A 21,053-nucleotide genomic window follows, 5' to 3' on the forward strand; every position below is an offset into this window, starting at 1 on the left:
CAAAATCTTGCCAAATTTGAACTCGAAAAGAATTGTAATTACTGGAGGACCAGGAACAGGAAAAACATCTTTAATCAACGAATTAATAAAAAGAGGGTACCCTTGTTTAGAAGAAATCTCAAGACAAGTTATTCTAGACGCTAGAAAAGAAGGGGCTGAACAGCTTTTTTTAACCCAACCTCTTTTATTCAGTGAGCGCTTATTAGAAGGCCGAATGAAGCAATATATAGAGGCTGAGAAAATGAATTCTGACCTAATTTTTATAGATAGAGGTGTACCAGACGTTTTGGCATACATGGATTACGCCAATGAAAATTATCCAGAGAATTTTGTAGAAGCTTGTAATAATTGCAAATACCATCACGTTTATGTTTTGGCGCCTTGGCAAGAAATTTTTACTAGCGATGGCGAGCGTTACGAAAATTTTGAACAAGCTGTTAATATTCATGAACAGCTTTTAAATACCTATAAAAAGTATCATTATAATTTAATAGATATTCCTTTCGACACTATTGAAAACAGAGTAGATTACCTTTTAGACACTTTAAAAAGGCTGTAATGCAGCACCCTATAAACATATTAGAACGTTATTGGAACTTCACTTCTTTTAGACCTCTTCAAGAAGAGATAATTGAAGCTGTGTTAGCTGGGGAAGATGTTTTTGCTTTATTACCTACTGGAGGCGGTAAATCGATGTGTTTTCAAATTCCTGCTTTAGCAAAAGAAGGAATTTGCATCGTTGTGTCTCCCTTGGTTGCCTTAATGAAAGATCAAGTAAATTCCTTGAAACAAAAAGGGATCAAAGCTTTAAGTATTACCAGTGGCATTTCAAATAGTGAATTAGATACGCTTTTAGATAACTGTATTTACGGGAATTATAAGTTTCTGTATTTATCTCCAGAACGCCTTCAACAGGAATTGGTTCAAGATAGAATCAAGCAAATGGATGTCAATTTAATTGCTGTAGATGAAGCGCATTGTATTTCTCAATGGGGAAACGATTTTCGTCCGGCTTATAAGAACATTCAGATATTAAGACAGGTTCAACCTACCGTTAATTGCATTGCACTTACAGCATCGGCAACCCCAGAAGTTGTTAAAGATATTGTTGAAGAACTAGATTTTATTCGTCCTAAAATATTTAAACAGTCGTTTGAGCGAGATAATATTGCTTACATGACGTTTAATGAAGATGACAAACATTACCGATTAGAAACCATTTTAAATAAAAATCCGCAATCTTCTATTGTCTATGTTCGAAGTCGCCGATTAACTTTAGAGATCTCTGAGTTTTTAAATAAAAAAGGGATTTCTTCAACCACTTATCATGGAGGCTTATCCAATAAATTAAAGGATGCCCACCAAAACGAATGGATTAACAATCGGAAGCAAGTTATGGTTGCCACCAATGCTTTTGGAATGGGAATTGACAAACCAGACGTTAAAACAGTGGTTCATATAAATCTACCAGAAAGTATTGAAAGTTATTTTCAAGAAGCTGGAAGAGCAGGTAGAAATGGTGAGAAAGCCTTTGCTGTTATTTTAAAAAACAAAAGTGATATTCTTCTAGTTAAAAATCAGTTTTTAAATGTGTTACCAACGGTAAAAGATGTGAAACACATTTACAGAAAATTAAGTAATTATTTCCAAATTCCTTATGGAGAAGGTCAAGAAATTTTATTCGATTTTAACTTTAATGACTTTTGCAAAACCTACGAATTAAACAGTTTATTAGCTTATAATGCTTTGCAGTTATTAGATAGAACTAGCATTATTAGTTTATCGAAACAGTTCAATAAAAAAACAACGATACAATTTATAATTAGTAACAATGCTTTATTTTATTATTTGGAAACACATCCCGATTTAAACATTATTGTCAAAACTATTCTAAGAACTTATGGTGGCATTTTTGAACATGAAATTAAAATAAACAGTTTGTTAGTTTCGGAAAAAGCATCTGTTTCTGAAGAAAGGTTGTTTGCTGCTTTAAGGCAATTAGAAAAAGCTGAAATCATCAACCTCAATCTATCGACTACAGATTCAGAAATAACCTATTTACAACCCAGAGAAGACGATAATGCGATTCATAGGATTTCACATTACATCGAACAACAAAACAGTTTAAAATACCGGCAAGTTCATTCTGTAATAGATTACGTTGAAAATGATGCTACTTGTAAAAGCATCCAACTACTCTCCTACTTTGGTGAGAAAAACTTAAAACCTTGTGGAATTTGTTCCGTTTGCATTGTAAAAAATAAAAAGGCAAAAAAACACGATAGTAAAACTATAAAAGCGTCTATTTTAACACTGCTAAAGCAAAGTGATTTAAGTTCAAGAGACCTTATCAAACAGTTAGATTGTACAGAAACGGAATTAAAACAAACACTTAAAGAGCTTTTAGAGCACCAATTAGTTTCGCTAACCAATAAAAATACTTACAAATTACATTCATAATGACAGATTTAAGAATTGTATTCATGGGAACGCCTGATTTTGCCGTTTCCATTTTAAAAACATTAGTTGAAAATAATTATCAGGTTGTTGGTGTTATTACAGCTCCAGACAAACCTGCCGGCAGAGGTAGAAAACTTAATGAAAGTGCTGTTAAAACCTACGCCAAAGAAAAAGGACTAAACATTTTGCAACCAACCAATTTAAAAAATGAAGACTTTGTTGCCGACTTAAAAGCTTTAGAAGCCAATTTACAAATTGTGGTTGCTTTTAGAATGTTGCCCGAAGTTGTTTGGAAGTTGCCAGCATATGGCACCTTTAATTTACACGCTTCCTTGTTACCTGATTATCGTGGCGCGGCTCCTATAAATTGGGCAATTATAGATGGGGAAACTAAAACAGGTGTTTCTACTTTTTTTATAGATGAAAAAATAGATACAGGCGAAATTATATTACAAAAGGAAATTGCTATTGAAGATACAGATAGTGCCGGAACCCTTCACGATAAATTAATGCATGCTGGAAGCGATCTTGTAATAGACACGGTTAAACTCATCGAAAAGGAGCAAGTAATCACACAAGCTCAACCACAAACAGAAAGCCCTAAAACAGCCTATAAATTAGATAGAGACAATTGCAAAATAGATTGGACAGACAATATAACCAATATTTACAACAAAATTAGAGGCTTGAGTCCGTATCCAGGAGCTTGGTGTTTTCTGAAAAATGGCGAAGAGACCTTAGATATTAAAATTTACACCACAAAAATAGAACAAGAAACACATCGATTTAATATTGGAGAACTTGTTGTAAGCAAAAAAGAACTTAAAATAGCAGTAAATGAGGGCTTTATAAATATTTTAGAATTGAAGCTTCCAGGGAAACGAAAAATGGATGCCAAATCCCTTTTAAATGGTTATCAATTTGATGTCCAAGCAAAAATGCTCTAAACCCTCATTCTTGCTGATATTTTAAAATATCCGATGAAATGCACTGTCTTTATTAACAAATGCGTAAAGTTATTAACAATCTGTTGCATTTCCCTTGCTATTACTTGCATGGTTTAAGAATCCGTATAAATTTGTAAAGGATTTAACAAAAAAGAATGTTTAACCAATAATTATTAATAATTAAAATTTAAATTATGAACAAATCAGATTTAATCGATGCTATGGCAGAACACGCAGGAATTACTAAAGCAGCTTCAAAGAAAGCTTTAGAATGTGCGTTAACTGAAATTGAAGGAGCTTTGAAAAAAGGTAATAGAGTTTCTTTAGTTGGATTTGGATCTTGGTCAGTTTCTAAAAGAGCTGCAAGAGAAGGAAGAAACCCTCAAACAGGAAAAACGATACAAATTAAAGCTAAAAACGTTGTTAAGTTTAAAGCTGGATCAGATTTATCTGGTGCTGTAAACTAGTTTTCTCCTCTTTAATATTCAAAAAGCCTTCCATATACGAAGGCTTTTTTTTATTTATACATTTGTAGTTAAAAAAAAATTTATTACATTTAATTACTAATCCATCAAAGCTATGATTACAATCAAACCAAAAAAAGGTGATTTGTTAATAGCAGAACCATCCATCATAGGAGATTCTTCTTTTAATCGTTCAATCGTATTGCTAGCAGATCACACAGAAGAAGGCTCCATTGGCTTTATATTAAATAAGCCCTTAGACTACACCATACATGACTTAATCCCTGAGGTAAAGGCTAATTTCAAAATTTACAATGGCGGTCCTGTAGAGCAAGATAATTTATATTTTATCCATAAATCTCCAGAGTTAATACCTAACAGTATTGAGATTTCTTTGGGTATATTTTGGGGAGGCGATTTTGATAAAGTTGCCGAATTAATTGCCAACGACCAATTAAGTGAAGAAAACATTCGTTTTTTTCTTGGGTATTCCGGATGGGATTCCAACCAATTGGATGAAGAATTAAAAATAAACTCTTGGGTGGTTACAGAAAATATCTATAAAAAATCCATTATCGAAAAAGATTATCGGTCTTTCTGGAAGGAAAAAATGGTAGAACTTGGAGGCGAATACAGCATTTGGTCCAATGCTCCCGAAGATCCATCGGCTAATTAGACCATCAATCTTATTTTAACATTTAGTTTTTGAAGTAGGTTTACTGCAACCTCGTTGGTATAGGTCTTTTTTCTGTAATTTGTTACAGGCTGTATCCCAGCAATGACATTTGTAATAAAAATCTCGTCTGCTTTTTGCAATTCGAAAGGCGAAATGGAAGCTTCCTCCAAGGTATATTCAGGAATCATTTTTATAATGTCTATAAGTTGTTTTCTCATAATACCTTTTAAACAACCGTCTAAAAGCGGTGGTGTTTTTATGACCTTATCTTTTACAAGAAAAATATTCCCATTTAAAGCCTCTACTATTTGCTTCTCTGTATTTAAAATAAAACAGTTCTGAAAGTTGTTCTCTTTGGCAAAAATACTTCCTACCACATGCAGTGCTTTATTATTTGTTTTAAGAGTAGATAACAATCCAGGCGCCACATAAAAATCTTTGTATAAATCTACTAAGTAAGTTGCGTCATTTAAGAGATAGAAATCAGAATCTAAAGGAACTGCAGATATTATAAAATCTACATCATTGGTTGAAGGTAAATACAAGCCACCTTCCTTTCTGTTAACGAAGACTTTAACACGAGCTGTTTTATCTTGGAGGTTTTGATGGCTAATTATTTCTAGGATTTGTTCTTGGAGATATTCCATGGTGAAATTCATAGGGATTTCCATTCTAAGAATACGCATGGAAGACATGAGTCTGAAATAGTGATCCTCCCAAAAAAGAATCTTTCCGTGAGAGACCTTAATGGTTTCAAAAAGGGCATCGCCATAATTAAATCCTCTATTTTTAGTAGAAATAATGTGATTAGAATCTGTAATTGTACCGTTAAAATTGACCATAAAAAATCCCGAAATAAATTCGGGACAAAGATAAGTTATTAAAGTAAAAATACTCTAAGAAGAACCTAATACCTGTTTTAAATCTGAAATCTGATTTTCCCATAGCATTTTTGATTCCTCAATTTCGTCTGGTTCCGTAAAATCTGTTACAATAATGCTGACATCTTTTGTAATTTCATCTACTTGAATTTTAAGTTCGAAATAATAAGACGGTTCTTCATCCACCAACCATTTAAATTTAATGCGTTCTCCACTCTTTTTACTAACAAGTTTGGCTTGTTCTTCTACACCATCCCAAATAAATTTAAAAAGCTCTCCACGTGAATTTACATTTTCGGCAAACCATTCTGATAAACCAGAAGGCGTAGAGATATATTGGTAAAGTAATTGGGGTGAAGCTTGAATGGGAAACTCCATTTCATATTTAATTTTTTCTTCCATCTTAGAATTTATATTTGTAGCGCTCAATATATACATTAATTAATAAGATTAGAAACTATTTTTAAAAATAATTAATACAAGTAATGTTTGCTCTGTTTAAAATTGTTTTTATATTTGCACCCGTTAAAAAGACGAGTTCTTCAATTTTAGAATTTTTAGAATACGTATTTTTAATAACCATAGAGTTTCAAATTGCAACTCTAAAACTATTTTGGCGAGGTAGCTCAGCTGGTTAGAGCGTCGGATTCATAACTCGGAGGTCATGGGATCGTGCCCCATTCTCGCTACTAGTAAAACCAAGGGAAGCCAAGATTTATATCTTGGCTTTTTTATTTAGGTACAACATAGGTACAACAATTTTGCCCTTTTTATTATCCATATCATTGAGATATAAATAAAACCAAATTCTATTAATTGGTACTTAAACTCCTCACCTAAAATTTAGAACTTCATACTTTCGCAATTAACCTCAGATTAAAAAATAGAGCTCCAATAGAATCCATTGTGTCATATTAGGTCATAAATCCGTAAAATCACCAATACTGAGCCAAAATCCTAAACAGAAAAACAAGTGCTGATATGAATGTTTTACGTTCAATTTTTAGTTTTCAGGAGATTAATTCCTAAAAATCAAATAGATAATACATCTTAGGCATCTCTTTTTGTAGAATATTTCTTATATTTAATACCCCAACCCAAATCGCATCATTTATGAATAAGATTAACACTCTTGTTGATGAATACAAGTATCAAGTCAATAATGTTCAACAAGAGAGCCTAAAGGATATCTCCAACTTAGAGCATTTAATTAACCTTAGTAGCCAATACCTTCACTTAATCAGACTTTCTGTTAGAGACAAAGGATTCCCCACTGATGCTCATGAAATTCACTTTTTCAAAGAATTAAAGCCTTTTATAAATGGTCATTTAAAATACTATTCGAATGTTCATTACTATTTAATGAACCGACCCAGATTAAGTCTTTCCAAACAACGCAAATACATTCACCTCCTTTTAGAAAAATTCGAAGCAATTAAAGCAAGAGAACTCGATTTCGTAAATTACTATAGGCATAAAGGTACTAAGTTCGATCACATTTATTTTATTCGTGGCCAAAATACCATTGCAACAACAAATAACTTAAATCATTTTATCGACATCGAATTCTCAACAAGTCATGACGATTATGTAGCTAAAATTATAGCTTACGATTTATTAATAATTTACTACCAACAAGAACTTAGATCTTTAAAAAATCAGAAATTCACACCCATTATTGAAGCACCTCCTCCTCTACAAAAATATTTATGGACAGCATCAAAAACAGATCTTGTTGAAATTATGTATGCCATCCATGCCCTGGGTGCTGTTCAAAATGGCAACATTGATATAAAAAGTTTAGCAACAATATGCGAAACTCTTTTCGATATCGACCTTGGTAATTTCTATAAAACCTATGGAGAAATTAAAGCTCGAGAAAAAGATCGTACCAAGTTTTTAGATAATTTAAAGAATTCGTTAATCCGAAAAATGGATAAGGACGATAGCAACTAAATTCTCATTCTTCACATTTAATTAGAAGCACTCCCCTACTCATAATGTTAAATTCTTTCGGTACCTGTTCGGTAGTACCGAAGAAATCTCAACAAACAATATCAAATTTGCTTAGTGATGGCCAGATTAGTAGCAGAATTGCCATCATCTAAGGCGCAAGCTCATGGTGATGGCATTCTTATACCTCTTCTAATCAAAAGTCAAATGAATTATTAATTAAAACTATAAGTTTATGCCAACAGCAATCCTTACCACCGACGATCTGTACCAATTCAAAACCGAATTGTTTGACGAAATCAAATCCATTCTTTCTAAAGCTCAACCATCTAAGAAATATTTAAGGTCTACTGAAGTTATGGAACTCTTAAAACTAAGCCCTGGAACTCTTCAAAACTTACGAGTTAATGGCACACTCCCCTACACCAAACTTGGAGGAATCATTTACTACGACGAAGATGACATCAATAAGGTTTTAGAGCAAAATCGTTTTCAAATTTAGTCCACTTTTGCCACGGGGTCTCTTAAATCCTCGCTTCTGTCTACAGAAGCGGGGATTCCCTAAAAGTACAAACGATTCTTAATTTTTAGAACAGAAAAATATGCCAACAATCAACTACATCCGTCACTTAAACGCTGTCTTTCTGCAGTTCTCTAAAGACGGTAAATTGAATCCAACGCATATTAGTTTATATATGGCATTTTTCCAATTATGGAACCACAATCGCTTTCCAGTTAAGTTTCATGTAAATCGCGAAGAAGTTATGAATTTGTCTAAAATTGGGTCAAAATCCACCTATCACAGATGCGTCAAAGAATTAGATAATTATAAATATCTAATTTATAAACCATCTCACAACCCATTTAAAGGCTCACAAATAAAGATGCTCATTTTTGGTACAACCTCTGGACAAGCTCTGGACTTAGCCATCCCAAATCAAGGACAAGCACTGGTACCTTTATATAAACATAATAAACAAATAGAAAACATTAATAAACTTGACCAGCCAAAAAATCAAAAAATAGTTATTGCCTTTTTTAAATCACAAAACTGGCCAGAAAATGAAGCCAAGAAATTTTTTAATCATTACCAGGGCATCGGATGGAAAGTTGGTGGAAAAACTAAAATTGTGAACTGGCAAGCTACAGCACAAAACTGGATATTAAAGTCTGAAGAAATTAAAACTAATAATCAGCAGTCCCAAAACAAAGACAACCTTAATTCCCGCGAAAGCGGGAATCTCCATACGGTAAAAAACAAAAATTACAATCAACCCCTATAGTTGTCATTCAACTTGTCACCCTGAGCTTGTCGAAGGGCTGGATAATCTCTTAACATCAAACCATCATGGCGAATCTATCCAAAATAAACCCAAAAACTCCCCACATAATCACAGAAGGAGGCATCGATTACCACCTTGGAAAAATAGATAAAAACTGTATTCACTACGACTTCCATAAAATCTTAATCTACATGGAAGCCAAAGGCAAACTTCTGTTTGGAAAACAATTTAAAATTTATGAAGAAGACCATCCAATCATTTTCAAACTCTGTATTTATGCCATTCTAGATCTAGACTATTGTACAAAACTGGATATCGACCCAAACAAAGGTATTTTACTAACCGGTCCCGTTGGCTGTGGTAAAACAAGTTTAATGAAACTCCTGAGACATCTAACACCACATCGCAGATCTTATAAAATCATTCCCTGCCGAAATGCCGTATTCAGCTTCAATCATTTAGGTTATAAAACCATCGAAGACTATGGTAATGAAGAGTTTTATTGTTTCGATGACTTAGGCGTAGAACCTACCGGCAGACACTATGGTCTAGACTGTAATGTTATGGGAGAAATCCTCTTATCCCGTTACGACTTATCCCTGCGTATGCAGGGATCTCTTAATTCAAACAGCCAACAGCAATGTCATTCAGAGCCCAAGCGAAGAATTTTAACCCATGCCACCACAAACCTCAACGCAATTGAAATAGAAGAACGCTATGGTACCAGAGTACGTTCTCGTATGCGAACTATGTTTAATCTGATGGCATTTGATAAATCGGCTCAAGACAAACGGTAAAACCCTACATCTTAATAATTGAAGATTCACAAATACAATATTTTGGAAATACTAACTGACTCTTTGTTAGCTAACGCACATTAATAGCTATCAATTTCAAACAAAAACGATTATATTAGTACACAAATAACACATTTTGTGAAATAAAAAATAAATGAATAAATTAATCTCACTTCTCTTCTTATTACTACTCACACAAGGGTTGTATGCTCAACAATTCCTTTGGTCAACTATTGAAAATGACGACTTTGAATATGTTTCTATCGAAAATGTAACAAGTCGTGTGTTGGACATTTATGACGTATATGAATATTACTCGGACGGCACAGGCTATAGTAAAAGCGATTTTCTAAATATAATGGAAAAGTATAGTGGAAACTCTAAAAATTGGGAAGAATTAAAAAAGACTATAACCGAGATTGATAATTTAACTGTATTTGCAATTAAAGATAATCTTGGAAATGGTTCGGTCATTTTGATTGTTATGGTTAGCCCAAAAGGTGTTGATATTGTAGCATTCACCAATAATTATGAATTGGATATTATTAACACTTCTCCTTATGACAAAGAGAAATTTGAAAAATGGTTTAACTCGTTGCTATACTAACATTTAGTTATTTAATTCTTATTCTTTTAATAAAATATTCCAATGACTAAAAAACAAACCCTCATTAAAGCAATAATGGAAATGAACATCGATATGATTTCATTACTATTAGAAGACAACAGGTCCTATATGCAAGTCCCTAAAGAGGTATTCGTAAATGAACTTAGTCGCATATTCACCAACCTAAAAGAAGTCTATAACCAATATAGTTTCTCAAAAGTACTAGATGCCAAATGCTTACAAGAACAATATTATGGAAATCCTGGATTCACCTTTCTTACGGATGACAATCACCTTATCACCTTAATGTTCTTCTTAGAAAACAACATCATTATGGACATACAAGTTTGTTTGATTTTTGAAAATACAGAGTTTATTGAAGACAGACAAAAAATCGTTTTATCCTTTTATAATGATGAAAAGGTAAGTTACCGACCAAGTTCAAAGCTTCTTACCCTTCAAAGTAATATAGAAATAGTTTTAAAGGAATTTAATCAATTTAAAAACAATGTAACTAGTATCACCGAGTTTTGCCAATGGCAAAAAGAAGTTGAAAAATTATATGATTCTGTAGAAACTATGGACAGAATGAACTACAAATTTTTGAATCCACTTTCAAGTTTACACTTTAACAATTCCTACATTCAAGATTTGATTACGTTGCATCCCTATGCTAAACAAGCAATCAAAGATTACAATGAAATAAATATCCAAGATGAACCAGAACTCATAGAATGGCTTTTCAAATACGAAGACAATGAGCTAGATTATGGCGATTACGTTAGAGTCGATAATTGGCAACATAACAATTTAATTCTTCACGCTCAAGATAACTCAGTAGTTATTGATTGCACTGGATATTCAGAATCAATATTATTTTCAAAAATCTATCCGGACCACTATTCTGTATTATTTGAAAAATATCAAATTACTGATGAAGAGTTTCAAATAGCTAAAAAAGAACTCGGAATAGAATCATTCGATTTGAGAACATTTCTTAAAGTCCGCAATCTTTACGGTTATTAATATTTTGTTATAGAAAAATTGTAATTCAAAAAAGTAAATTGAGTTTACAACACTACCTCTCAAAAACAACTAAACCCTTCTACTCCATTGCATATAAAGTCTCAGCTCATTTCAATAAATCTTCATTAAATTAAGTTGAACATTATTTTCTAAAAGTTTTAAGATTTGTAAAAGCATTTCTAAATTCATGATTAATGTAATTTTCTGCCAAAATAATCTTCAGCAGTTTTAGACCGTTGCTTATTAGCTGAACATTTAAAAAGGACTTTCATACACTTTTTATTTAATGTTTTTTTTAAAGTAAATCAAATTGTAAGAAAATTCAAAATAAGATTTTTAACTTTAACGGTTTATATCAATTTAAACACATTTATAGAATATTGAATACAATTGGCGAATTCCTAATCATACAAAACCTAAAACAATTTAATAAAGAAATCAATTTTTGGCTAGCAGAAAGTAGTGACGGTTCAAACTTTGAAATACTAACAATAAAAAGTGAAACAGATAAAAAGCAGCAAGTAGAAAGAATTTTAAAAAACGAAATACAATACCTTACTAAAAAAGATATTCCTGGTATTCAAAAAATAGTTCAAGTAGACTTCGATGCGACTCAAAACCATCATTATGTAGTGTATGAAGGTTGCTCTAATTTTGAATACTCAGAAGACTTAAGTACCAAGAATCTAATTCAAGTATTAAAAGGACTTGATCATCTAAAAAAAAGCAATCGATTTGGTTATTATATAACTCCAGATTCTCTTTCACATAATTTTGATGAAGCAAGACTGCGCTTTATCGGGTTGTATGATATTTTTAAATTGTATAATCTACTTGATAATCAATATCTGGCGCCCGAAGTTATAGATGGGCATAAACCTAACTTTCAATCAGACATATATTCAATATTCAATCTATTTAAATCAATAGTTGAAGACTGTAACAATGAAACTATAGAATCTATTTTCACGAAAGCGTTATCTAAGCAAAGAATAGAAAGGTATAGAAATTATGGAGAAGTGATTCGTTTACTAGAGCAAACTTTAAAACCAATTAGAAATAGTAATGCTATCAAAATAATTGTAAAAGATGAGTATAGAGAACCTTTCAAACCAATTTTAGAAGAAATGAATAGAAGTTGTTTTCTTAAGCTAGATGAACAACTATCAAAAGATAAACGAGAAATTACAGGCCAATTTGCAACAGAAAATTATGGTGGTCGATTTTTTGTTAATGGCCAAGGATACATTTTTGTATTAGCAAATAAGATTAGTAGTCCTCATCACACGATCTCTGAAAATGGTTTTTTAAGCCCTTACGGCTTTAGTTTTGATCCCTTACAACACATAAATTGCTTTAGTTTTTTTAAAAATAATTGGCAAGAAGCTAATCAACTAGCAAAACTCAATAAAACGAAATCAAATAATCTTAAAAAATGGCAAGCACTTCCAAAAATGGAACGCGAATTTATAGAAGAAAAAGCCTTTAAAGCAAAATACACGAAATGTAATATTAGCAAATCAAATAACACAAATCTAATATTTACTCTAACAAAAGGGTTTAAAAATTGGGAGCAAATTAAAACGCTTAAGCGTAACGAAGTCAAACTTATTATCGACGATAATGAAGTAGGAAAAATTCATGATTACAATCAAGGTACGGATACACTCATTATTAAAGATTCGAACCTAACAATAGATGAAATTCCAAAGACAGGTGAACTTATAGAAGATGTTAGAATAGAAACCAGTCAGTATAAAAAACAAGTCGAAGCCTGCGAGAAATTTGTAAATAAGGATGTTATAAATCCTAATTTGTGCTCCATTTTGGCTACGCCAGAAAATGTTCCAGAATTCAACAACATACCTTTAGAATATCAAGATTTTGAGAACGAAGTGTTTAATCCGTATTTAAAAACAGATGTCACCCAAAGAGAAGCTGTTTTGGAAGCATTGCATCGCAAACCTATTTACCTTATCCAAGGGCCTCCAGGCACTGGAAAAACCACAGTAATTGTAGAGCTGATACAACAAATAATCAAAAGAAACTCCAATGCAAAAATTTTAGTAACCTCACAATCTAATCTTGCTGTAGACAATGTGTTAGAACGTCTTCTTCCTACTGATATTCTTTTTATGAGGCTAGCAGCTAGCGAAGATCGTATTTCAGAAAGTATTAAGGAGCATTCATTTTATACAAAACTGAGCAATTGGATTAGTAACACTCAAAAGCAAAGCGATCAATATCTCGATTCGCAAATTACTACTTCTAAAACAGACAAGGCACTCTTAAAGTTTTATAAGTCATACTTAAATGTAAAAACAGACAAGAAAAGAGATTTTAACGACTTTCAAAACCTATTAAAAATTCAAAATCGCTATGTAAAAAGCTTTTTTGAAAACACCAAAAACTTCAAGGAGGCAAATAAAATATTTGATGCACAAATGCATACAAAAACTTCGAAGCTGCAATCCATAAAACAAGAATGGTTTGCTTTTCTAAATAATGCACAAACACCTGCAGATAAAAATAAGAAGCAATCCATGATAAATAATGGATCTGAAGAAGTCGATTTACAAACAGCACTACTTAAATCTACAAATGTTATAGGTGCTACTTGCATACATATTGCTAGTGGTCAATATAATGATATCAATTTTAATTTCGATTATGTTATAATGGATGAAAGCAGTAAAGCAACACCTGCAGAAAACCTTGTACCTATTAATATGGGGCAGAATATAGTCCTAATTGGAGACCACAATCAATTACCTCCTGTCATTACTAGAGAAAATGCTGTTAAGAAAAAGATTAAAGCCGAGCTGGAAGACGATGGTTTAGACATGGAAAAAGAATATGGAGAAAGCTTGTTCGAAAAACTAATTTTAGAATTTGAACAGAACCCTAATCTTCAAAACAATATAAAAATGTTAGACATACAATACCGTATGCCTAGACAATTAGGAAACCTCATCTCTAAAAACTTCTATAAAGAGAAGCTCAAAAATCCTAATATAACTATTCTGCCTAACTATGATCAAGATAAAAATCATGGATTAAAACTAAGTAAACCGTATACCAAATTTATAGATGTGGTCACTAAAACGGAAATAGAAGCGCCTACTTCTGTAATAATGATAAGCACATCTAACGCAGAAAGTCCTTATGATAATGACAATAAATTTAAACGCTCAAATAACTGCAACAAAGACGCTATCAAACAAATTTTGACAGAAATCAACAGGCAATATCCTAATAACATAAATGCCGAAGAACCTAAAACAATTGGTGTAATTGCAGGTTATAGAGGTCAAGTAGAACTACTTGAAAAAAGCATCGATGTTAAGAAGTATAAAAACTTTAATACTATTAATCCAGACGGAAGAAAAGAATCATTAATAGATATAAATACTGTCGATAAGTTCCAAGGAGCAGAAAGAGATATTATAATATACGACATTGTTAAAAGTAGTAAAGGAAAATCTAACATTGGGTTTTTAGACGATTATCGTAGAATAAACGTCGCATTCTCTCGAGCTAAAAAGTTACTCATTATTGTGGGAGACAGCGAATATATTTTAAAGAGAGCAACATTAAGTCCTAAAAGTAAGTTCGAAGAATTTAAATTAAAAAATATTGTTGCAGACTTACAACAACAAGGCGTAATTGTTAACCAATTAAAAGATCTTTTATAATGAGCAAAACAGCTGAGTTTAATCCCAAGGACCAAAACATATTCAAACAGTTTAAAGACAATCATATCGAATATGAATTAACCAATATTTTCGAAATACTACTCCCTTTCTGGGAATGCACTAAAAGCATCGTAGCTGAAACCGAAACGGATATCGATCGTTTTAGTAAAATCATACTGCAAACCATAGAAGCTGATATAACCTCTCAAAAAGAAATATGTGCTTTTCTTGGTATTAAAGAAGCATCCTTTGTAACGGTGCAATTTCATTTTTTAATTAAAAATGAAATGATAATAGAATCTATTAAAGATAATGAAACACACTACCAAATAACCCACAATGGTAAAGCATTTCTTCAAAAAAAGAAAAAACTAAAATCATTAGAAACCATTCCATTTCGGTTCAAGTATAACGATTTATTACAATCTTTTTTCAATCCGGATATAGCAATCGATCGACAAGGAAATAAAAAAGAAAACATTAAAAAAGCAACAGAATATAAATTACTAGAAACACGTCTTCTTGATTATAAAATTATAAAGATAAAACACAACAACAAACCTAATAAAATCAATACTTTAGAATTAGCAACTTTCTTTAATCAGCAGCACCCTACTCTATCTTTTTTCGATGAGGAAACAAATAAAATAGAGACGCATAGACGCTCTATCTCATTTCTAGCAATAGAATACTCAGATATTACAGGCAGTAAACGCTATGATATTAGAAGGCATAAAAAAACGGTACATAAATTCGATAAAAATGATTTGGAAGAAAATTTGTCCAAATGCGTAACAGATTATTTTGCTAAGTTTCCTTTATAATATGGAAATAACGCAACAAGTTAGTAGAGCCTCTTTTTTATTTATCGTCTAACAACTCTTACATACTAGAATTGATAAAATCATAGAAAAAGAGTTTGAAAGAGTCTAAAAATAATTCGGGATGGAATCATTCGGAATAGAATCATTCGATTTAAAGACCTTCTTAAAATTTCACAAGCTTTAATTTGCAATACGCAAATTGAATATTATTACAAAATCTTGCATAATGGCTAAAACTTCCAACCTCCTTTTTAGAATTAGTATGGATTAGCAATTATTTTATATTTTTCTATGTTATTTAAACTCTTTTCATATCTTTAAACTCTCCCTTGTTGCAATTAAAATGGTATAAAACGAACCAGATTTAATTGTAACATTTTTTTGTAATATTTAAATAAGTTTATTTATTAAACAATCCCATGAATTTATTCAATTTTCAATGTGATATATTAAAAATAATGAGCAAAGAACAACATCCATATATCGAACTTTTCGACTACCATGAAAACTGGAAATATTTGATTATTGGTACTTTTCCACCCAATAAAGAAGTTCGGAAAAACAAAAATTCAGTGACGGATTATTTCTATGGTAATAAAAATTCATTATGGAAAATAATTCAAAGTATTTATCCAGAATTTGATTTTCAAAAAGGTTCAAGAGATAATTTGAAAAATGAAATGATACGTTGGCAAAATAAATACAGTGTCGGAATCACAGATACAATAGTGTCATTAAAGAGATCCGACATAAAATCATCAGCAGATGGTGATTTTATTTTAGAATGGGAAGATTACAATCAAGATCTAAAACCTTACATTTTAAATAATATTGAAAATATAGAAAAAATATTTTTTACAAGTAGTAAAGGATGTAATTCGGCTTTTGAAACATTTAAGATAATTATGGGAGAGGAAATTAATTCGATTCCTAAAACTAAATTAACAACCTCTTTACCTTCTCCATCAGGAAGCTCCAATACGGCATGGTTCAACTATAACAATGATGATACCCTCGGGCTACATCCTGATTTTTATAATTTCATTTTAAATAAAAAAAAACAACACATTGAATTTTTTAAAGAACGCTGGTCTAAAAAGAAAATAAAAAAAGCAAATAAATCAAAAGACGCCCTACCTAAAACCCCGCCTGGTTTAGTAACAGCTTTTAAGAAATACAGTTATAAAAAAGAATTTCCAGAACAGAGAACATAAAGCATGAACAAAAAAGACATTTTAGATAAAATTAAAGCCCTAGATGGTTTAGATAATACCGAAAAAGCCTATTTGGTAAACCTTGTAAATACTACTAAAAAATATGGCTTGGTTTGGGAAGACAAACCAGAAGATGTAGAAGAAGAACTGCGCACAAAATTACCTGTGCTTAAAGAGGTAAAAGAACGTGCCATAATTAACGATACCGATACAGAAAAACACCCAAACCATATTTTAATTGAGGGTGACAACTTGCACGCACTTACAGCACTCACGTTTACACACCAAGGAAAAATTGATGTTATTTATATTGACCCTCCATACAATACGGGTAAAGAAAATGAATTTAGATATAACGATAAATGGGTTTTAAAAGATGATCCTTTTAAACATTCTATGTGGTTGAATTTTATGTCTAAAAGATTAAAAACAGCAAAAGGCTTATTATCTGATGATGGAGTATTTGTATGTCATATAGATGAAAATGAATTTGATGCTTTAAACTTACTATTAGAAACGGAAGTTTTTTCTGATAATGATTTTTTAGGTGTAATAATTTGGAATAAATTAAATCCCAAAGGAGAAGTTGCAGGAGTGGCAACAATGCATGAATATGTCTTGGTTTATGCAAAAAACAAAGAATATTTTAAACATTTAGATAATATACTAACAAGACCCAAACCAAATGCAGTAGCTATTCTAAACAAAGCTAAAGTACTATTTAACAAGATTGGTAAAACGCAAATTCCAGACTCTATTAAAGATGTGATTAAGCCATTTAGTTATTCAAAAGAATTGCTTAAAGATTTTGAAGTGGTTTATGATTTAGAATTAGTCAATTCAGAATTTCAAACTTGGCTTTCTAAACAGGATTTTTCAGGAGGTGAAAAAGGCTATAAATTTATAGATGAAGAAGGAGAAGTCTATCAAAGTGTTTCTATGTCTGCACCAGATAAGCCCGAAACACGATCTCATAGACCATTGATTCATCCTGTTACTAACGAGCCTTGTCCTGTACCATCAAAAGGATGGAGGAATCCTGATGTAACAATGGACAGATTATTAGAAGAGGATTTAATAATTTTTGGAAAAGATGAAAACACACAACCTAGGAAAAAATATTTATTAAAAGAAAACCTTTCAGAAGTAACCCCATCTATTTATAATAATGGATCTTCAGATGAAAATTTGATGAAGGATTTAAAATTAAGTTTTCCGTATCCAAAAGTAACATCTGCTGCACAATATTTAATTAAAAATATTCACCCTAATCCAAAGATAGTTTTAGACTTTTTTGCAGGTTCTGGGACATCTTTGCATGCAACTATGGCTCTTAATGCAGAAGATAATGGTAATCGAACGTGTATTATGGTTACTAACAATGAAAATAACATTGCAGAAGAGGTGACTTATGTAAGAAGTAATAAGGTTATTGAAGGTTATGAAACAACTAAAGGCAAATTTATTGAAGGTTTAACAAATAATAATCTACGCTATTACAAATGCGATTATACAGAACGCAAACCCTCTTTAAAAAACAAAAAAGAATTAACCCTATTAGCAACCGAGTTATTATGTATTAAAGAAAATTGCTATAACGAGGTTACAAGCAGCTTATTAAAAGTCAAATGGCACAAGCTGTTTACAGATGGCAGAAATAATTATGTATATGTTATTTATGATGATTTTTATATAGAAGAAGCTATTGAGGCGCTTACTGGTTTTATAGATACTAATGAAAATATAAATATTAAAGTGTATGTGTTCTCTAATGGCCAATATGCTTATGCAGAAGAGTTTGAGGGGATTGCTGCAAACATAACCTTGGCAGCACTTCCAGATGCTATCTATAAAGCCTACCAAAACGTACTACCAAAAGAAGAAAAAGAGGAAATCCCTACTCTAGATGATGATATAAACCTTGAAACTGCTAACTAAATGATACAATTAAAAAACTACCAAGAAGAAGCAGTAACAGGCTTATTAAAAGAAACCTACAGCGCACTTAAATTACCTGGTAAACGTAACCGTATGGTGTTTAAAGCTCCAACAGGTGCTGGTAAAACCGTAACTATGGCAGCCTACTTAAACCAATTGGCTGCAGAAATGCCAGATAAGTTAGAGTTTACCAAACGTAAAGTAGCCTTTATTTGGTTTGCGCCAAACCAACTGCATTTACAATCGTACTTTTCTTTAAAAGACTATTTTAAAGAATTACGTACCATAAAGCCCATACAGTTTGAAGATATTACAGATGGTAAACTACAACCTAATGAAATACTGTTTGTAAACTGGCAATCGGTAAACAGCGCCAAGAATATTTATGTACGAGAAAACGAACAAGGCAAAGATTTATTAAAATACATCTACACTGCCATGTTAGACGATACCGAAATTATTTGCATTCTAGATGAAGCACATTATCATGCCAATGGTAAAAAAGCAAAAGCATTGTTACAACAAATTAGTGCTAAAATTGAATTAGATGTGTCAGCAACACCAATGTTTCAATCAGATTACAGCTATACCATTAAAAGGCAAGAAGTGGTAGATGCAGAAATGATAAAGAAGAATGTGGTACTAAACCCGTTGTTGGATCATCTTAAGCAAGACGGACGTAGTCTAAACCATGTATTATTAGATGAAGCCTTAAAAAAACATGCAGAATTAAAACAAGCCTATGAAAAATTGGGTTCTAAAATAAACCCATTATTACTCATCCAATTACCAAGTGATAAAAAGTCAGAAAGTGCTTTAGATAAACAATTAATAGATGAGGTGGAAACCTACTTAACGGCTAAAGGGATTACGGTACAAAATAATAAATTGGCAGTATGGTTAAGTAACCGTAAAGACAATTTAGATGGGCTGGAAGAGAAAGAATGCATGACCGATGTGTTAATATTTAAGCAAGCCATTGCATTAGGTTGGGATTGTCCTCGTGCAGCAGTTTTATTAATTTTTAGAGAAATACAACAAGAGAGTTTTGGTATTCAAACCGTAGGGAGAATTTTGCGTATGCCAGAACAAAAACACTATACCTTACCTATTCTAAATAATGGCTATGTATATACCAATTTAAGTAAGGACATCATTAAAATTGTTCAAGAAGATATTGATTATATTGTTCAAAATACAGCAAAACGTATTGAGGAATATCAAGAAATACATTTGGATTCAGCCTTTATAAATACACGCTTAACACGTAACCGTTTAAGTTCAAAATTCAGAAAGTGTATGTATGAAGCTGCAGAAGAGTATTTTGGTTTATCAAGAGATTTAGATGTTACCAATCCAGAGAGTGTAGAAGCCTATAACACTAAAAGGCTTCAAGAAAAATTTATAGAGCTAGATGTCAATCAAATAGAAATTCCAATTCCTAAAAACGTACAATTAGCTACAGAAATTGGGTATACAGAAGTGACAGAAAAAGAAACGTTTGCTAAAACACAAAGCGAATTAGATATTTTATTCCGTCAATTTTGTAGAGACAATGTAGGTGGTTATGCTAAAGCAGATTCTGCGCCTGTATTAGAGTTAGGTTTAAAAATGCTTTTTGAAGAATACCTATTACTAAATGAATTTCAAGCCATAAAAATAATTCTGTTTGAGCAAAACAAATCTAAATTTATAGAACTTATAGATATAGCCTTAAATAGGCATCAAGTATTATTAGACCAAAAAGCAGCCCAAGCTTCTAAACGTGTAGAGCATAGTGTCTGGGATGTGCCTGTGGAGCGTATCTATAATGAACATTATAAATTAAAAGAAGAAGCAGAACAACATGCATTAATACCGTTTTATGAGTCTAATAAGTCCAGCACTCCCGAAAAGGAATTTGTTTGCTTTTTAGAGCAAAATAAAGCACATGTAGAATGGTGGTATAAAAATGGTGATAAAAACAAAGAAGATTTCGCAGTAACTTATGAAGATAGAAATGGTGTGATGCGAGGTTTCTATGTAGATTTTGTTATAAAAACAAAATCTGGTAAAATTGCCTTGTTTGACACAAAGACATTAGATTCAGATCCCGAATTTGTAAACAAACACAATGCGCTAATAAAGTATATTGAAGAAAAAACAAAAGCAGATAAAACCTTAATTGGAGGTGTTATTGTTCCAAAAGGCACTAGAGATAATAGGACTTGGAAGTATTGCGACAATCAAATCGAGAAAGCTAATGACACAATAGGCTGGCTGTCATTTGAGCCTTCATTAATATAAAA

The 21,053-nt window shown here is 31.8% G+C and carries 18 protein-coding genes and 1 tRNA gene; 17 read left to right on the forward strand and 2 right to left on the reverse strand.

What is annotated here, in order from left to right:
* Positions 1–16: 16 nt before the first annotated feature.
* The 5 genes from IEV77_RS11790 (at position 17) to IEV77_RS11810 (ending at position 4,547) form a co-directional block, all read left to right on the forward strand.
* Positions 17–559 (forward strand): AAA family ATPase, encoded by a 543-nt coding sequence (locus tag IEV77_RS11790; RefSeq protein ID WP_188465093.1) that lies wholly within the window; start codon positions 17–19, stop codon positions 557–559.
* Complete coding sequence (locus IEV77_RS11795) at positions 559–2,460, forward strand: RecQ family ATP-dependent DNA helicase (RefSeq protein WP_188465094.1); 1,902 nt, start codon at positions 559–561, stop codon at positions 2,458–2,460. The genes IEV77_RS11790 and IEV77_RS11795 overlap by 1 nt, the downstream gene beginning before the upstream one ends.
* Entirely contained in the window at positions 2,460–3,407 is a 948-nt protein-coding gene (gene fmt / locus IEV77_RS11800; protein WP_188465096.1) for a methionyl-tRNA formyltransferase, read from the forward strand. The genes IEV77_RS11795 and fmt overlap by 1 nt, the downstream gene beginning before the upstream one ends.
* Before the next feature lie 194 nt (positions 3,408–3,601).
* Positions 3,602–3,874, forward strand: a complete 273-nt coding sequence (locus tag IEV77_RS11805; RefSeq protein ID WP_188465098.1) for an HU family DNA-binding protein — start codon at positions 3,602–3,604, stop codon at positions 3,872–3,874.
* Between the two features lie 112 nt (positions 3,875–3,986).
* Positions 3,987–4,547: a YqgE/AlgH family protein gene (locus tag IEV77_RS11810; protein WP_188465100.1), complete on the forward strand. Its 561-nt coding sequence runs from the start codon at positions 3,987–3,989 to the stop codon at positions 4,545–4,547.
* Here the strand turns inward: IEV77_RS11810 and IEV77_RS11815 are convergent.
* Positions 4,544–5,389: an aminotransferase class IV gene (locus tag IEV77_RS11815; protein ID WP_188465102.1), complete on the reverse strand. Its 846-nt coding sequence runs from the start codon at positions 5,387–5,389 to the stop codon at positions 4,544–4,546. The genes IEV77_RS11810 and IEV77_RS11815 overlap by 4 nt on opposite strands.
* A 54-nt stretch (positions 5,390–5,443) precedes the next feature.
* The gene (locus IEV77_RS11820; RefSeq protein ID WP_188465105.1) at positions 5,444–5,830 is read right to left on the reverse strand and encodes an START-like domain-containing protein; all 387 of its coding nucleotides are present in this window, start codon (positions 5,828–5,830) and stop codon (positions 5,444–5,446) included.
* Positions 5,831–6,043: 213 nt separating this feature from the next.
* Here IEV77_RS11820 and IEV77_RS11825 point away from each other — a divergent pair.
* The 12 genes from IEV77_RS11825 (at position 6,044) to IEV77_RS11880 (ending at position 21,051) form a co-directional block, all read left to right on the forward strand.
* Positions 6,044–6,117: transfer RNA gene (locus IEV77_RS11825), tRNA-Met, on the forward strand.
* Positions 6,118–6,541: 424 nt separating this feature from the next.
* The gene (locus IEV77_RS11830) at positions 6,542–7,384 is read left to right on the forward strand and encodes an RteC domain-containing protein (protein ID WP_188465107.1); all 843 of its coding nucleotides are present in this window, start codon (positions 6,542–6,544) and stop codon (positions 7,382–7,384) included.
* A gap of 232 nt (positions 7,385–7,616) precedes the next feature.
* A complete protein-coding gene (locus tag IEV77_RS11835; protein WP_188465109.1) occupies positions 7,617–7,883 on the forward strand; it encodes a helix-turn-helix domain-containing protein in 267 nt (88 codons plus the stop codon).
* A gap of 100 nt (positions 7,884–7,983) precedes the next feature.
* Complete coding sequence (locus tag IEV77_RS11840) at positions 7,984–8,664, forward strand: hypothetical protein (protein WP_188465110.1); 681 nt, start codon at positions 7,984–7,986, stop codon at positions 8,662–8,664.
* 65 nt (positions 8,665–8,729) lie between these two features.
* Positions 8,730–9,461, forward strand: coding sequence for a P-loop NTPase family protein (locus IEV77_RS11845; protein WP_188465112.1), 732 nt, complete (start codon positions 8,730–8,732; stop codon positions 9,459–9,461).
* 154 nt (positions 9,462–9,615) lie between these two features.
* Positions 9,616–10,068 (forward strand): hypothetical protein, encoded by a 453-nt coding sequence (locus IEV77_RS11850; protein ID WP_188465114.1) that lies wholly within the window; start codon positions 9,616–9,618, stop codon positions 10,066–10,068.
* Between the two features lie 42 nt (positions 10,069–10,110).
* Positions 10,111–11,094 (forward strand): hypothetical protein, encoded by a 984-nt coding sequence (locus tag IEV77_RS11855; RefSeq protein WP_188465116.1) that lies wholly within the window; start codon positions 10,111–10,113, stop codon positions 11,092–11,094.
* A gap of 380 nt (positions 11,095–11,474) precedes the next feature.
* A complete protein-coding gene (locus tag IEV77_RS11860) occupies positions 11,475–14,789 on the forward strand; it encodes an AAA domain-containing protein (protein WP_188465118.1) in 3,315 nt (1,104 codons plus the stop codon).
* Complete coding sequence (locus IEV77_RS11865) at positions 14,789–15,613, forward strand: hypothetical protein (protein ID WP_188465120.1); 825 nt, start codon at positions 14,789–14,791, stop codon at positions 15,611–15,613. Before IEV77_RS11860 ends, IEV77_RS11865 begins: the two co-directional genes overlap by 1 nt.
* A gap of 458 nt (positions 15,614–16,071) precedes the next feature.
* Positions 16,072–16,827: a hypothetical protein gene (locus tag IEV77_RS11870; RefSeq protein WP_188465122.1), complete on the forward strand. Its 756-nt coding sequence runs from the start codon at positions 16,072–16,074 to the stop codon at positions 16,825–16,827.
* A 3-nt stretch (positions 16,828–16,830) separates the two neighbouring features.
* Positions 16,831–18,765 carry a site-specific DNA-methyltransferase gene (locus IEV77_RS11875; RefSeq protein WP_188465124.1) on the forward strand — a complete coding sequence of 645 codons (1,935 nt, stop codon included), beginning with the start codon at positions 16,831–16,833 and terminating at the stop codon, positions 18,763–18,765.
* Positions 18,766–21,051, forward strand: coding sequence for a DEAD/DEAH box helicase (locus tag IEV77_RS11880; protein WP_188465126.1), 2,286 nt, complete (start codon positions 18,766–18,768; stop codon positions 21,049–21,051).
* The last annotated feature ends 2 nt before the right edge of the window (positions 21,052–21,053 follow it).

This window comes from Xanthomarina arctica, from assembly GCF_014638915.1.
In the GTDB taxonomy this organism is placed as follows: Bacteria; Bacteroidota; Bacteroidia; order Flavobacteriales; family Flavobacteriaceae; genus Xanthomarina; species Xanthomarina arctica.

What these genes read in the sequence shown, in the direction of transcription:
- IEV77_RS11795 (WP_188465094.1), top strand. Translation starts at nt 559, where the DNA reads ATGCAGCACCCTATAAACATATTAGAACGTTATTGGAACTTCACTTCT.
- fmt (WP_188465096.1), top strand. Translation starts at nt 2,460, where the DNA reads ATGACAGATTTAAGAATTGTATTCATGGGAACGCCTGATTTTGCCGTT.
- IEV77_RS11805 (WP_188465098.1), top strand. Translation starts at nt 3,602, where the DNA reads ATGAACAAATCAGATTTAATCGATGCTATGGCAGAACACGCAGGAATT.
- IEV77_RS11810 (WP_188465100.1), top strand. Translation starts at nt 3,987, where the DNA reads ATGATTACAATCAAACCAAAAAAAGGTGATTTGTTAATAGCAGAACCA.
- IEV77_RS11815 (WP_188465102.1), bottom strand. Translation starts at nt 5,389, where the DNA reads ATGGTCAATTTTAACGGTACAATTACAGATTCTAATCACATTATTTCT.
- IEV77_RS11820 (WP_188465105.1), bottom strand. Translation starts at nt 5,830, where the DNA reads ATGGAAGAAAAAATTAAATATGAAATGGAGTTTCCCATTCAAGCTTCA.
- IEV77_RS11830 (WP_188465107.1), top strand. Translation starts at nt 6,542, where the DNA reads ATGAATAAGATTAACACTCTTGTTGATGAATACAAGTATCAAGTCAAT.
- IEV77_RS11835 (WP_188465109.1), top strand. Translation starts at nt 7,617, where the DNA reads ATGCCAACAGCAATCCTTACCACCGACGATCTGTACCAATTCAAAACC.
- IEV77_RS11840 (WP_188465110.1), top strand. Translation starts at nt 7,984, where the DNA reads ATGCCAACAATCAACTACATCCGTCACTTAAACGCTGTCTTTCTGCAG.
- IEV77_RS11845 (WP_188465112.1), top strand. Translation starts at nt 8,730, where the DNA reads ATGGCGAATCTATCCAAAATAAACCCAAAAACTCCCCACATAATCACA.
- IEV77_RS11850 (WP_188465114.1), top strand. Translation starts at nt 9,616, where the DNA reads ATGAATAAATTAATCTCACTTCTCTTCTTATTACTACTCACACAAGGG.
- IEV77_RS11855 (WP_188465116.1), top strand. Translation starts at nt 10,111, where the DNA reads ATGACTAAAAAACAAACCCTCATTAAAGCAATAATGGAAATGAACATC.
- IEV77_RS11865 (WP_188465120.1), top strand. Translation starts at nt 14,789, where the DNA reads ATGAGCAAAACAGCTGAGTTTAATCCCAAGGACCAAAACATATTCAAA.
- IEV77_RS11870 (WP_188465122.1), top strand. Translation starts at nt 16,072, where the DNA reads ATGAGCAAAGAACAACATCCATATATCGAACTTTTCGACTACCATGAA.
- IEV77_RS11875 (WP_188465124.1), top strand. Translation starts at nt 16,831, where the DNA reads ATGAACAAAAAAGACATTTTAGATAAAATTAAAGCCCTAGATGGTTTA.
- IEV77_RS11880 (WP_188465126.1), top strand. Translation starts at nt 18,766, where the DNA reads ATGATACAATTAAAAAACTACCAAGAAGAAGCAGTAACAGGCTTATTA.